Source organism: Streptomyces sp. NBC_00557 (assembly GCF_036345995.1).
Lineage (GTDB): Bacteria > Actinomycetota > Actinomycetes > Streptomycetales > Streptomycetaceae > Streptomyces.
In genome coordinates, this window is sequence record NZ_CP107796.1 from 746,724 (window position 1) to 759,732 (window position 13,009).

Genomic DNA, 13,009 nt, shown 5'->3' on the forward strand with positions numbered 1-13,009 from the left:
GAAGGCGCTGCGGGGAATGGTGAGAGTGTGCCCCATTCGGCGGCACCGGCGCGGATGCGGTCATCCGGACCGAGGAGGAGGCATCATGTCGACCATCAAGCCCGAGGAATCCCGGTCGTCCGACGACCACTGCACCCCGGACGCCCTGCTCCACTCCGCTCCCTCCAGGGACGTCACCCCGGAGGACCTGGTGATGGCGGCGGGCAGGGACGTCACCCCGAAGAACCTCGAGTGGGCCCGCCGCAAGATGGAGAAGGAGGGCCCGACAGCCATCGAGAGGCTGATGCCGTAGGGCGGTCCGGGGACAGGAACAAACGGGGGGCTCATGCCCGGGGCAGGGCGGGCCGTCCGGAGGGGCGCCCGCCCGGACTCGCGCGTGCCGAAACGCCCCGGGAGGCTGTGAACGCGACGGTACTGACGGTGACCGGGTGCGGTCGCCCCACCCGGCACGGGCGTTCCTGACTCGGACGTCGACCGCCGCCCGGGCGCCGACGACCCGCTCCGCACGGCTTCCGCGTCGGCCTGGCTCCTCGGACCAGGTCGACTCCTGCCCACTGCCACAGCTTCACGCAACGCTACGGGGCCGGCGCCCAGCCCGTACGCGCCGCGCGTGCCAGGCAGCCTGAGGCAGCCGGGCCGGGCCCGAGCGGACTCCGTGACTCGCCCTGCGCCCGGCCGCGACCGTCACACGGTCACGCGGGCCGAGGGAGACCGGCCGGATCGGGCCTCCTCGTCCCGGACGAGCAGCGACATCAGGGAGGCCACGGTCAGGCCGATGCCTGCTTCACCCACCGGGCCCGGCTCGTCAGCGGGTCCGCCTTCTCCTGCGCGCGCAGCAGAGGGATCCCGGGCCGGCCGCCCGCGACCGGCTCGGCTGCCGCCTCGTACACGCCGCGCCGGGACCGGGTCCTCGTCCGGATCGTGGGCGAGCTGGACCTCGACTCCGGGAACTGCCTCCGCCACGACCTGCACAAAGCGCTCGCCATGTCCGACCGCGGCCTCGACCTGGACCTGAGCGAGCTGGACTTCTGTGACTGCGCCGGCCTGGGCGTCCTGCTGGAGCTGCGCCGGCGTGCCCTCAGCCAGGGCAAGACCGTCGCGCTCGGCGCCCGCAGCCCGATCGTCGACAGGCTGCTGACCCTTCTCGGAGCCCAGGAACTGTTCCCGCCGCCAGACCCGTCGCCCACCGAGCCGCAGCACCCGGACCCGGCCACTGCCCCCTCGCCGAAGGCCGGAATGTCACCGGGCGCCACCTCCCCACGAAGACGCACCGGTCGCCCGGAATGCTTCCACACCCCACCGTCTTGAGCCGAGGGAGCCGCGGCGCCTTGCGCCTTCCGCACCGGCCGTTCTTCAGGCCCCCGCCTCACCCCTCAGCGGCTTCGGCTGGGCCGGTCGCGCCCCGCGGGCGGCCACACATCGAAGACGGCGCCGCGCCCCTTGGCGGGGCCGGCACCGCCGGTCGGAGGGGCTGGGGGTCACGTCTCTTCGTCCACCACGTGCACCGCGGCCTCTTCCGCGCCCGCCGCTCCGCCGTCGATGCCGACGTCCCGGGCGACCTCTTCCTTCGTGGTGTCGGTGTGCGCGCCCTCGTCGGGAGCGACCAGGCGGCCCGCCCGTGCCCCGCCCGCCTCGGGGTCGACCGGCTCGCCCTCGCCGCCGGGGAGGTCGCCGATGTCGTCGCCGGCCGGCGGCTGCGCGTCGGGGACTTCCTGGGCGAGGCGTTCGTCCAGGGTCTCCCCCGCGTGCTGCTCGGCGGCGGTGGTGCCCTGCTTGGTGACGCCCAGGGGGCGCTCCGGCGGGGAGTAGCCCTCGTCGAGGACGTCGTCGTAGGTGCGCTCGTCCACCGCGTCCTGCAGGTCCAGGGGGCCGGCGTCCTCCTGTTCCTCGTTGGTGCCGGTGGGCTGGTAGGCGTCGTCCGCCATCGGGGTCTGCTCGGGCTGCTGGTCGCTCATGGTCGCCTCCCTCGTGGCTCGCGGGCCTGTCCCCGTCCGGGGTTTCCCGCAGCCGGGCGGCTAACCCCGCCGGGCGGCGATCGGCTCAGTCGGCGGACTGTTCGGCCAGGCCCGCCGACCACTTCTCCTCGATGCGGCCCGCCTTCCACACGAGCAGGGCGATCGCCCAGGTGGCGAAGAACAGGCCGACGATGACGAAGCCGACCACGTTGAGGTCGAGGCCGGAGATCCAGTCCCAGAACGCGCCGTGCAGACCGAGCTTGTCGGCGAGCAGGCCGAGGAGTTCGACGGTGCCGATGATCAGGGCGACGGCGATGGACAGGCCGGTGATGGTGAGGTTGTAGTAGACCTTGCGGACCGGCTTGGAGAACGCCCATTCGTAGGCGAAGTTCATGAACGAGCCGTCGATGGTGTCCAGCAGGGACATGCCCGCGGCGAAGAGCACCGGCAGGCACAGGATGGCGTACCAGGGCAGGCCGGAGGCGGCGCCGGAGCCGGCGAGGACCAGCAGGGCGATCTCGGTGGCGGTGTCGAAGCCCAGGCCGAACAGCAGGCCCAGCGGGTACATCTGCCACGGCTTGCGGATCGAGCCGGTGACCCGGCCGAGCAGGCGGTTCATGAAGCCGCGGTTGTTCAGCTGCTGCTCCAGGGCGGCCTCGTCGTAGGCGCCGGAGCGCATCTGCCGGAAGACCTTCCAGATACCGGCGAGGATCACGAGGTTGATGCCGGCGATGAGGTAGAGGAAGGTGCCGGAGACGGTCGTGCCGATCAGGCCGGTGACCTCGTGCAGGTGCGAGTTGTCGTTCTCGACCGGTCCGGCGAGGGTCTTCAGGCCGAGCGAGAGCAGCAGGGAGAGGCCGAAGACGATGCTGGAGTGGCCGAGGGAGAACCAGAAGCCGACCGACAGCGGCCGCTGCCCCTCGCCCATCAGCTTCCGGGTGGTGTTGTCGATCGCCGCGATGTGGTCGGCGTCGAAGGCGTGCCGCATGCCGAGGGTGTAGGCGGTGACGCCGATGCCTATGCCGAAGGTCTGGGTGCCGACGCTGAAGTGCTGGGGCGCGATGATGCCGACCAGGGTGCCCCAGCCGATGATGTGCAGGGCGAGTACGAAGGCCGCCATCCCGCCGACCCTCGTCCACTCCTGCCGCGTCATGGAGGCGCGGACGCGATGCCAGGCCGAGCGCGTGGCGTCGGCCTGGGCGGGCAGGGACGGAGCGGAACCGGGGGCGGCCGTCATCGGGTGGATCTTCCTTCGCGGGTGCGGGTACGGCTGCGCAGCACAGCCTTGTGCCATCCAACCGTACTTGCAACCTATGCGCAATAACGCGGCGGGGGCTCAGGCGGCGAACATGCCCCGGCCCAGCCAGTCCCCGTGGTCCCGGACGCCGGGAAGGGCGAAGAAGTAACCGCCGCCCGTCGGGGAGATGTAGTCCACCAGGGGCTCGTCGATCAGCCGGGTCTGCACCGCCTCGAACTGGCGCTTGACGTCCTGCTGGTAGCAGCAGAAGACCAGGCCCATGTCGAGGTTGCCGACGTTGTCCACGCCGCGGTCGTAGTTGTAGCCGCGGCGCAGGATGCGGGAGCTGTCGGTCTCGGGCGTGCGCGGGTTGGCGAGGCGGATGTGGGCGTCGAGGGGGATGGCGGTGCCGTGCGGGTCCTTGGCGTAGTTGGGGACGTCGGTCTCCTTGGCCCCGTCGAGCGGGGCGCCGGTGTCCTTGCGGCGGCCGAACATCTTCTCCTGCTCGGTGAGCGAGACCCGGTCCCAGAACTCGACCAGCATCCGGATGATCCGGATGACCTGGTAGCTGCCGCCCTTGGTCCAGGCGGGCTCGCCCTGGCCGTCGCCGACCCAGATCAGCTTGTTCGTCTCGCGCGCGGAGGTGACGTCGGGGTTGGCGATGCCGTCCTTGAAGCCGAGCAGGTTGCGCTGGGCGCCGGTGGGGCGCGGGGCGTTCTGGAAGCCGTCGATGCGCCACTTGATCTGCATGCCGCCGCGGGTGTGGCGGGCGATGTCACGCAGCGCGTGCAGCACGGTGTCCTGGCTCTGCGCGCAGATCTGCAGCGACAGATCACCGTGGCACTCGGCCGGGTTCAGGTTGTCGTTGGGGAAGGTCCGCATCGGGGTGAGCCGGGCCGGCCGGGCCTTGGCGAGTCCGTAGCGGTCGTCGAAAAGGGAGGCGCCGACGCCGACGGTGACCGTCAGGCCGTCGGCGGGGACCTCGGGGCCGAGGATGCCGTTGTCGGAGGGCGGCGCGCCGACGCCCAGGTCGGTGGGGGTGCCGCCGGAGGTGAGGAAGCGGGCCCGCTCGGTGATGGTCTTCAGCAGGTCGATCAGGCCCTTGCGGTCGTCGGCGATGACGTTCAGCGAGACGAAGGTGGCGGCGGCCGGGGCCGGGGTGATGATGCCGGCCTGGTGGGCGCCGTGGAAGGGGACCCTGGCCGAGCCGTCCGGGCCGCTGCTCTGGGCCTGGGCCGTGCCTCCGGCCTCGCCGAGGGCGAAGCCGCCGCCGGCCAGGACCGCTCCGGCGGCGCCGGCGCCCAGCGCGGTCCGCACGAAGGAGCGGCGGGCGGGGCCGACGGGGCAGGCCGACGGTTCGGCAGGGGACATGGCGGGGTTCCCTTCGGGGTGTTCGCAGGTCGGGTGCTGGTGGGCCATCAGGCGGACTTCCGGATCTCGAGCAGGTCCGGGATGGGGGCGAGGTCTTCCAGCAGCTGGCCGGTGGCGCCGTCCAGCCGCTGCTTGGCGGCGGCGTCGAGCTTGTCGACGGGCGTCCAGTCGGCGCCGTGGTGGGCGGCGTCCAGGAGCTTCTGCACGCGGGCGATGTCCGCGTCCACGGCCGGCAGCAGTTTGGGCGCGCGCCGGGTGAGCAGCGGCTTGAGGACGGTGAGCAGTTCGCGGGTGCCGGTGAGGTTGGCGTCGGCGGTGGCGAGGTTGGTGCCGCTGCCCTCGTCGGTGTCGCCGGTCAGCTCGAACTGGAGGGTGTTCTCCAGGATCTCGTGCGCGCGCAGCGGCAGGTCGCCGGGGTCGAAGTTCTGGGTCGGGAAGGCCCTCCGCAGCCCCGCCGCGTCCGTGGCGAGCTGCCGGGCGGGGCCGGTCAGCTCCTTGGCGGACTGGCCGTGCCACAGGCCGTACTCGAGGCGGAGGAAGCCGGTGAAGTCCTTGTCCCGCTCGCCGTCCGGCAGCCCGTCGGCGCGGCCGTCGATCTTCTTGTCGTAGTCCTCGAAGGTGCCGTAGGCGGCGCCGAGGGAGGCGTAGGTGCGGTGGGCGGTGAGCCAGTCGGTGCGGGCCTTGCCGAGGTGGTCGTGCTCGATGTCGCCGGCGAGGGTGCGGGTCTGGGCGACCAGGGTGTCCAGCCCCTGCTCGACGTACGCCTTGTACGCCTTCAGGGGCGCGGCGAGGTCCTGCTCGGAGACGGGGACGACCGGTGCGGCCGCGCCGCCGCCGTCGACGGTGACCGCCTTGGAGGTGACGGCCTTGCCGCCGGTGGGGACGCAGCGCCAGGCGTAGCTGCCGCCGGCGACGGTGGCGACCAGGTCGCGGGTGGTGCCGGGGGCCAGGCCCTCGATCTCGCCGTAGACCGCGCTGGTCGCCGGATCTATGAGATACACCTCGGAGGTCTTGTCGCCGGTGTTCTGCATCTGGAACGTCTGCCGGCCGGGCTTGGGCGCGGTGAAGCCCTTGCCGCACTCGGTCTCGGAGACGGCGACCGTCTGGTCGCCGGCGGGCTTGGGCCGGGAGAGGGCGACGACGAGTCCGGCGACCACGGCGGGTACGGCGACCACGGCCGCCGGGACCACCCAGACCGGGCGGCGCCGCTCGGGCCGGCCGGCCTTCGGCTCCCGGGCGGGACGCTCCCCGGCCGGCTTCGGTGCGGTGGCCCGCACGCCGCGCACGAACAGCGTCATCACGACGGCCAGATAGCCGGCGTAGGCCGCCACCTGCAGCCAGGTCATGGTCGGGGTGAGGTTGAAGACGCCCTGGATCAGGGTGCTGTACCAGGAGCCGGCGTCGACGCTGCTCGCGAGGTCCACCGCGTAGGCGGTCCTGCCGGGCAGCACGCCGCCCTCCTGCAGGTCGCGCAGGCCGTAGCCGAGCACGCCGGCGGCGATGACGATCAGGACGGCGCCGGTGGCGGTGAAGAACTTGGTCAGGTTGATCTTCAGCACGCGCCGGTACAGTCCCCAGCACAGGCCCGCCGCGAGGACGAGGCCGATGGCGGCGCCGGTCAGCGGCCCGGCCGACTCGCCGGCCGCCCGCGCGGTGGTCCACAGGAACAGGGCCGTCTCCAGGCCCTCACGGCCCACCGCGAGGAAGGAGGTGAGGATCAGCACACCGGACCCCATGGCGAGGGCGCCGGTCACCTTCTCCTTCAGCTCGCCGGAGAGGCTGCGGGCCGAGCGGCGCATCCAGAACACCATGGCGGTGACGAACGCGACGGCGATCACGCTGAGGGTGCCGCCGAAGGCCTCCTGGGCGGTCTGCGGCATGGAGGCGGCGGTGAAGGTGAGCACCGCGCCGAAGCTCATCGCCACGGCGACGGCGGCGAGGACACCGGTCCACACCTGGGGCAACCGGGAGCGCGCCTCGGCCCGCACCAGGGTGGCGACGAGGATGGAGACGATGAGTCCGGCTTCCAGTCCCTCCCTGAGTCCGATCAGGAAACTCGGAAACGCGTCGTCCCACATGCCCTGCTGCCCTCCCTGTTGGTTAGTGAAGGCATACCTTACCTCCGCGGACCATCATGACCAGGGCCATGTAGTCGGCCGGTCACAAAGGGGCAATGGGAAGGCAAAGTCCGGAGGCGTTCGCCACCGTGCGTTCGTCTACAGGCAGGTAGACCGTCTACAAATGTGTAGTCAGATCTTGTCGAGGCAAGTCGAAGGAAAGGGCGTACGGCGATGGCCACCTCCCCACACCTGGCGGCGCAGCTCGCGGTCAACCTGCTCGACGCCCACTCGCTGCTCGCCGCCTTCGGCGTGCTCGGCGTCGGCGTCGTGCTCTTCGCGGAGACCGGGCTGCTGATCGGGTTCTTCCTGCCCGGCGACTCCCTGCTGTTCACCGCGGGGCTGCTGTGCACGGGCACGTCCGCCGGCGGGGTGCACCTGTCGCTCGGGCCGCTGCTGGTGACGGCGGCCGTCGGCGCGCTGGCCGGCTCGCAGTGCGGGTTCCTGATCGGCCGGAAGGCGGGTGGCGCGCTGCTCGCCCGCAGCCGCTCGGCCAGGCTGCGCGAGGGCGCACAGCGCGCCGAGGAACTGCTGGAGCGCTACGGCTACGCGAAGGCGATCGTGCTGGCCCGCTTCATCCCGGTGGTGCGCACGGTGCTGAACCCGCTGGCGGGGGCGCTCGAGGTGCCGGCCCGCACCTTCACCTTCTGGCAGGTGACGAGCGGCCTGGTGTGGAGCCTCGGTCTCACCCTCGCCGGGTACGCGCTGGGCTCGTCGATCCCGAACGTCGACAAGTACCTGCTGCCGATGGTCGCGCTGATCGTCGTCGTGTCCCTGCTGCCGCTCGCCGCCGAGGTGCTGCGCTCCCGCCGGGCGGCCCGGGAGACCCGATGACGCCGCTCGCTCTGTCCGGCTCGTCGGTCGACGGGCCGCTCTACCTCGACGTGGTGGACCTCGCCCACCGCTCCCCCGGCTGGCTGGACGACACGATCGCCGTGTGGTCGGCGTACGGTCTGGCGGTGTTCGCGCTGCTCATGCTCGTGGGCTGGTGGCGGGCCCGCCGCGACGGGGCGGACGCGGCCATGACGGCGCTGGCCGTGCCGGTGGCGGTGGTGGCGGCGTTCGGCGTGAACAGCCTCGTCAAGCCGCTGGTCGCCGAGGACCGGCCGTGCCGCCGGCTGGCCTTCCGCACGCTGGAGGCGTGTCCGGCGCGCGGCGACTGGGCGTTCCCCAGCAATCACACGGCGGTCGCCTGCGCCGCAGCGGTGGCCCTGTTCTTCGTCTCGAGGCGGCTGGGCGCCGTCGCCTCGGTGTGCGCGGTCGCGATGGCCGCCTCCCGGGTGTGGGTCGGGGTGCACTATCCGCACGACGTCGTCGCGGGGGCGGTCCTCGGCGCGCTGGCCGGCTGCCTGGCCATGATCGCGCTGCGGAGGTCGCCGGCCGCCCTGGCGGGACGGCTGGCGGGGACCCGGCTGCGCCCCCTGCTGGTCTCGGGAGCCCCGTGAGGTCCAGGAGCCTCGCCGGGCCGGCCGGTGCGGCGGCCCTGTGCGCCTGGGCGGCGTTCGGGGTGCTGGCCGCGGTGGTGGCGCACGTCCACGGCCCGCTGCGCCCGGACCGGAGCCTGCTGTCCTGGTCCGTGGCGCACCGCCCGCCGGTTGCGGTGGCGGTGGCCCGCGGGCTGACGGACACGGGCACGGGCGTGGTGCCGTACCTCCTGGTGGTCCTGGCCGGGCTGGTCGCGGGGCGCACCGCGCGGCAGCGGCTGGTGGCCGTGCTGCTCGGCGTGCTCTGCCTGGTCGCGGGCCAGATGCTGCGGTACGGCGTGATGGAACTGATCGCCAGGGCCCGGCCGCCGCAGTACGACTGGCAGACCGAGGCCTCCGGCTGGTCGTTCCCCTCGGGTCACACCACCACGTCCGCGCTGACCGCCGGCCTGCTGATCACCGCCCTGTGCCTGCGTGCGCCGCGCGGCCGGGCGGTGCTGTGCCCGCTGGTCGCCTGCTGGGCAGCGGGGGTCGGGCTGACCCGGGTCTTCCTGGGCGTGCACTGGTTCACCGATGTGCTCGGCGGCTGGCTCTTCGCCGCCGGATGGCTCGGTGTCCTCGTCCTCGCGGCGGCCCGGTGGCTGCCCGCGCGACACGTCCCCCGTGCCCCCGAGCCGGGACCGTCCCACCCGGACGACGCGGCCGGCGGGCCGGCGCAGTCGGATGCGCCCCGTGATCCGCGCCGCCGGGGGTCGTCACCCCCTGCGTGAGAGCGGGCAGGTCAGGGCGTGGCGTGGGGCCCGTCCGGACGGGCGGCGCGCCGTTCGACCATCTCCCGGCTCAGGTCCCCGGTCTCCGCCTCCGGCAGCCGCTCGAAGCCGTCCTCGGTGATGACGCACACGACGGGGAAGATACGGCGGTTCAGGTCGGGCCCGCCCGTGGCCGAGTCGTCGTCCGCGGCGTCGTACAGCGCCTGGAGGGCGGCGAGGGCCGCCTCGCGCCGGGTGAGGCCCGGCCGGTAGAGCTTCTTCAGGGCACCCCGTGCGTACGGGGAGCCGGAGCCCTCGGCGTAGAAGTCCCGTTTCTCGTACAGGCCTCCCGCGGCGTCGAAGCCGAAGATCCGGCCGCGGCCGCCGCCGGGCGCGGTGCCGTCGTACCCGGCGAGCAGGGGGACGACGGCGAGGCCCTGCATGGCCTGGGCGAGGTTCTGCCGGATCATGGCCGCGAGCCGGGTCGCCTTGCCGGCCAGGGTCATGGGCGTGCCCTCGATCTTCTCGAAGTGCGTGAGCTCCACCTGGTAGAGCCGCACCATGTCGAGGGCGAGGCCGACGGTCCCGGCGAAGGCGACGGCCGTGAAGTCGTCGGCGGGGTGCACCTTCTCCAGGTCGCGCTGGGCGATGAGATGGCCCATGGTGGCCCGCCGGTCGCCGGCGATCAGCACGCCGTCGCGGTAGGTGAGGGCGAGCACCGTGGTGCCGTGCGGGAAGGCGCCGGGCGCCATCCGTATCCCGCCGGGCAGCGCGGGCGTGGTGGGCAGCAGGCCGGGCCGGTGCGCGGCCAGGAACTCGGTGAAGGACGACGTCCCCGGCGTGAAGAACGCCTCGCTCGGCAGCCCCGCTGCGTCGTTTCCCGGCATGGCTCTCCCCCTCCTGTACGGCACCGACACCCGAGTCCTACCTGCGGCGGGCGCGCGGGAAACTCCCCGCCCTCACAGGGCCTTGCGCCGCACCAGCACCGCGAGCACCAGCAGGCCCGGCAGCAGGGGCAGCCACACCGTCAGCAGCCGGTAGCCGAGCACGGCGGAGGCCGCGGCCGCGCCGGGGGCGCCGGCGAGAGTGAGGGCGAACACGAGCGCCGCGTCCAGGGAGCCGAGGCCGCCCGGGGTGGGCAGCAGGGCCGCGGTGCTGCTCGCGGCGAGGTACAGCAGGGCCACCTGGAGCGGGGGCAGCGGCAGTCCCACCGCCCGCGTGACGGAGATGAGCACGAGGGAGTGCAGCGTGGCGAAGGCGAGGGAGCCGCCCCACAGGTCAGCGGCCCGGGCGGGGCTGGTGTGCAGGGCGCGGAGATCGGCCAGGACCGCCGACAGGGCCCGGCGGCAGCGCACCCACCAGGGCGTCGCCGGGAGGGCGGCGAGCAGCACCAGGCAGCCCAGGGCGACGGCGAGGGCCGTCGGGGTGAGGTGCGGCAGGCGGAGCAGGCCCGGGCAGGCCGGGGCGAGCAGCGCGATCAGCACCAGCCGGACCGCGCCGCCCGCGCCGGCCTTGACGGCGAGGGCGCTGGCCGAGCGGCCGGCGGGCAGTCCGCAGCGCATCAGGAACCTGAGGTTCACCGCGCCCGCGCCGAGCCCGGCGGGCAGCAGGTGGTTGGCGGCGGAGGCGGCGAACTGGGCGGCGACCAGCCGGGAACCGGGGAGCCGCAGCACCACCGCGCCCTGCTGGGCGAGCGCGGAGGCCGCCCAGGTGCCGAGGGCCGCCGTCGCACCGACCAGCAGCCAGCCCTGGTCGGCCCCCGCCAGCCGCCCGGCCCCGCTCTCGAGGACCGCCCAGTGCCGGTGAGCCAGGTACAGCCCGCCCACCAGCACGGCGAGGAGAACACCGGCATGCCAGCACACGCGCCGCCGTCCGAGCCCCGTACCGGCTTCCGGCGAGGACGCGACCGGCCGTTCCTGAGTGACGATCGGGGACGTCATCGGCCTCTCCTGGGTACGGGGGCATGATCGGCCGGTGCTGCGTGGGCGAAGAAGAAGTCATACGGCGGTCGGGGGCGCGCCGGGGTGCGGGCGGCTGGAGACCGACCTGCCGCAACGTCACCAGCCAGGCCCGGGGCCGCCGGAATGGCGGTGGCCGGAGACGGGCCCACCGGAACACCACCAACCAGGCCCGGACCCGGCGCAATGCCGGCGGCTGAAGACGGGCCCACCGGAACAACACCAACCAGACCGGGGCCCGCCACAATGCCAACGGCCCAAGACAGGCTCACCGGAACACCACCAACCAGGCCCGGGGCCGGCGGAATGCCAAGAACCGGACACAGGCCCACCGGAACGGCATCAGCCAGGCCCGGAGCCGCCGGAATGCCGGGGGCCGGAGACGGGCCTGCCGGAAGGGCGTCGGTCGGACGGCGGCCCGCCGTGAAGCGACCGGCCGGACCCGGCGCCGCCGGCAAGTGGCGTGCCGTCCCAGGGCGGGAGGCCGAGCCGCGTCCGGTCACCCCGCGGCACCGAGCCGCGGCGCAGGCGGCCCTCCGGAAGCGCGCGGCCAGGACGCGTCCGGACCGCCGCGGACGCGGAGCGGCGGCGCGACCGGCCGCTTCCCGGACCCGGCACGGCATGGCGGCCGCTTCTCCGATCCGCCGTGTCATCGGCCGCTCCGGGGTAGGGAGTAGTACAGCCGCAGGCCGTCGAGCGGGGTGAACGGCCAGGTGCGGGCGTAACCGGGCGGGCGGGTGGCGTCGGGGACCAGGGCCGCGACCGGGATCCGGCGGGCGGTGGCGGTGATGGCGGCCTCGGTGCTGTTGGCGTTGTGCCCGGAGGTCGCCGCGGAGGAGCAGCCGGTGTAGAAGGCGACGGGGATGGCGTCGCCGCCGGTGAGCAGGCAGGGCGGGCGGACGCCGAGGCGGTGCAGGGCGGCGGCGGTGCGGGACCAGGCGCGGTGGTCCCGGGTGGTGTTGTCGACCGTGTTCTCCAGCACGGCGAGCTGCACCGCGAGATGGGCGGCGAGTCCGAGGCAGAGCAGGGTCACGGCGACCGGGCGCCAGGGCCGGCGCGCCCCGGTGACCAGGTGCACCAGCGCGTCCGCGACCGGGAGTGCGAGCAGGGCGTAGGCCGGCAGCAGAAAGCGCGGGGCGGCGTAGTCGATCATGAACAGGTACGGGAAGGCGGAGGTCACCGCGCAGGCGACCGGCAGCAGCGTGGCCGCCGTACGCCGGGCGCGGACGGCGACGACCAGCCCGAGCACCGCGAGCAGGGGCAGCAGGAACCACCACACGGTGACCACCGGGTCGGGCAGGGCGCCGGTGCAGGGCCGGCACAGTGCCCGGCCGCCGAGGCTGCGCATCTGGTCGACGACCGCGGGGTGCCAGCCGAGGCCGCCCTGGATCGCGGAGCCCTCGGACAGCCGGTGCACCGGGCCGCCGTAGCGCGCGTACGCCTCGATCACCCACTCGGCGCCGCCGGCCGCGAGCCCGGCGAGCAGCACCCACAGCCGTCGGCGGGGGCGGCGGGCGAGGCCGAGGGCGAGCAGCGGCAGCACCGCCCAGACGGCGTCCATGGGCCGCATCCAGGCCATGAGCGCGGCGCCGGCCGCCAGGCCCCACAGCGCTCCCCGGCCGGAATCGCGAGCGCCTACGCGCAGGAAGCAGCCGGCCGCGGCGAGGGCGCCGACGGCGACCCAGTAGTTGGGCATGGCCTGCGGGCCGTAGAAGAGGGTGACCCACAGCGAGGCGAACAGGGCGCCGGCGAGGGCGAGGACGCGCACCGGGAACAGGCCGCGCCAGACGGACAGGGCCAGGTACAGGGCGAGGCCGGACAGGAGCGCGAGGTAGACCCGCAGCAGCGCGGTGGAGGTGGACCAGGAGGCGACGGGCGCGACGAGCAGGGAGACGCCCCGGGCGCGCGGGGCGCTGAAGAAGGCGGCGGGCGCCTGCGGGCTGACCTGGCTGACGTACACCGTCTCGTCCCAGCCGAGGCCCATGCCGGGCCGGACGAGGAGGAGTTGGGCCAGGGTGAAGGCGGCCGCGACGGCGGCGAGCGGGGCGGTGGGCCGCGGCCGCGGGCCGCCGGCGAAGGCGCGTCGGGCACGCTCGCGCCGCAGCCCGGCGAGTGTGGCGTGCGCGCTGCCGGCCATCATCACCCCTCATGCCCCACGATGCGCGGGGCGACTGTCACCCTACAGTCTGTAGGGTCGA

The 13,009-nt window shown here is 74.0% G+C and carries 12 protein-coding genes; 5 read left to right on the forward strand and 7 right to left on the reverse strand.

Features of this window, described 5'->3' with window-relative positions; translation table 11 throughout:
* The first annotated feature begins 85 nt into the window (after positions 1-85).
* Together OG956_RS02670 and OG956_RS02675 are read left to right on the forward strand one after the other, a co-directional pair.
* Positions 86-292: a hypothetical protein gene (locus OG956_RS02670; protein WP_330336293.1), complete on the forward strand. Its 207-nt coding sequence runs from the start codon at positions 86-88 to the stop codon at positions 290-292.
* Positions 293-843: 551 nt separating this feature from the next.
* Positions 844-1,308 (forward strand): STAS domain-containing protein, encoded by a 465-nt coding sequence (locus OG956_RS02675; RefSeq protein ID WP_330342713.1) that lies wholly within the window; start codon positions 844-846, stop codon positions 1,306-1,308.
* 170 nt (positions 1,309-1,478) lie between these two features.
* Here the strand turns inward: OG956_RS02675 and OG956_RS02680 are convergent, their stop codons facing one another.
* From OG956_RS02680 to efeU, 4 genes are all read right to left on the reverse strand, one after another.
* The gene (locus OG956_RS02680) at positions 1,479-1,955 is read right to left on the reverse strand and encodes a DUF5709 domain-containing protein (protein WP_330336294.1); all 477 of its coding nucleotides are present in this window, start codon (positions 1,953-1,955) and stop codon (positions 1,479-1,481) included.
* Between the two features lie 85 nt (positions 1,956-2,040).
* On the reverse strand, positions 2,041-3,192 hold the full coding sequence (locus OG956_RS02685) for a HoxN/HupN/NixA family nickel/cobalt transporter (protein WP_330336295.1): 1,152 nt from the start codon (positions 3,190-3,192) through the stop codon (positions 2,041-2,043).
* 99 nt (positions 3,193-3,291) lie between these two features.
* A complete protein-coding gene (efeB, locus tag OG956_RS02690) occupies positions 3,292-4,563 on the reverse strand; it encodes an iron uptake transporter deferrochelatase/peroxidase subunit (protein ID WP_330336296.1) in 1,272 nt (423 codons plus the stop codon).
* A gap of 47 nt (positions 4,564-4,610) precedes the next feature.
* Positions 4,611-6,641: an iron uptake transporter permease EfeU gene (gene efeU / locus OG956_RS02695; protein ID WP_330336297.1), complete on the reverse strand. Its 2,031-nt coding sequence runs from the start codon at positions 6,639-6,641 to the stop codon at positions 4,611-4,613.
* Positions 6,642-6,854: 213 nt separating this feature from the next.
* Here efeU and OG956_RS02700 point away from each other — a divergent pair, with 213 nt between their 5' ends.
* The 3 genes from OG956_RS02700 to OG956_RS02710 are packed head-to-tail and all read left to right on the forward strand — an operon-like array spanning position 6,855 to position 8,874.
* Positions 6,855-7,514 carry a DedA family protein gene (locus OG956_RS02700; protein WP_330336298.1) on the forward strand — a complete coding sequence of 220 codons (660 nt, stop codon included), beginning with the start codon at positions 6,855-6,857 and terminating at the stop codon, positions 7,512-7,514.
* The gene (locus OG956_RS02705) at positions 7,511-8,125 is read left to right on the forward strand and encodes a phosphatase PAP2 family protein (protein ID WP_330336299.1); all 615 of its coding nucleotides are present in this window, start codon (positions 7,511-7,513) and stop codon (positions 8,123-8,125) included. The genes OG956_RS02700 and OG956_RS02705 overlap by 4 nt, the downstream gene beginning before the upstream one ends.
* A complete protein-coding gene (locus tag OG956_RS02710) occupies positions 8,122-8,874 on the forward strand; it encodes a phosphatase PAP2 family protein (RefSeq protein ID WP_330336300.1) in 753 nt (250 codons plus the stop codon). The genes OG956_RS02705 and OG956_RS02710 overlap by 4 nt, the downstream gene beginning before the upstream one ends.
* 11 nt (positions 8,875-8,885) lie before the next feature.
* Here OG956_RS02710 and prcB read toward each other — a convergent pair whose 3' ends face one another.
* From prcB to OG956_RS02725, 3 genes are all read right to left on the reverse strand, one after another.
* On the reverse strand, positions 8,886-9,740 hold the full coding sequence (prcB, locus tag OG956_RS02715) for a proteasome subunit beta (protein ID WP_330336301.1): 855 nt from the start codon (positions 9,738-9,740) through the stop codon (positions 8,886-8,888).
* A 72-nt stretch (positions 9,741-9,812) separates the two neighbouring features.
* Positions 9,813-10,793 carry a lysylphosphatidylglycerol synthase transmembrane domain-containing protein gene (locus tag OG956_RS02720; protein WP_330336302.1) on the reverse strand — a complete coding sequence of 327 codons (981 nt, stop codon included), beginning with the start codon at positions 10,791-10,793 and terminating at the stop codon, positions 9,813-9,815.
* Between the two features lie 667 nt (positions 10,794-11,460).
* Positions 11,461-12,948 (reverse strand): hypothetical protein, encoded by a 1,488-nt coding sequence (locus tag OG956_RS02725; protein WP_330342714.1) that lies wholly within the window; start codon positions 12,946-12,948, stop codon positions 11,461-11,463.
* Between the last annotated feature and the right edge of the window lie 61 nt (positions 12,949-13,009).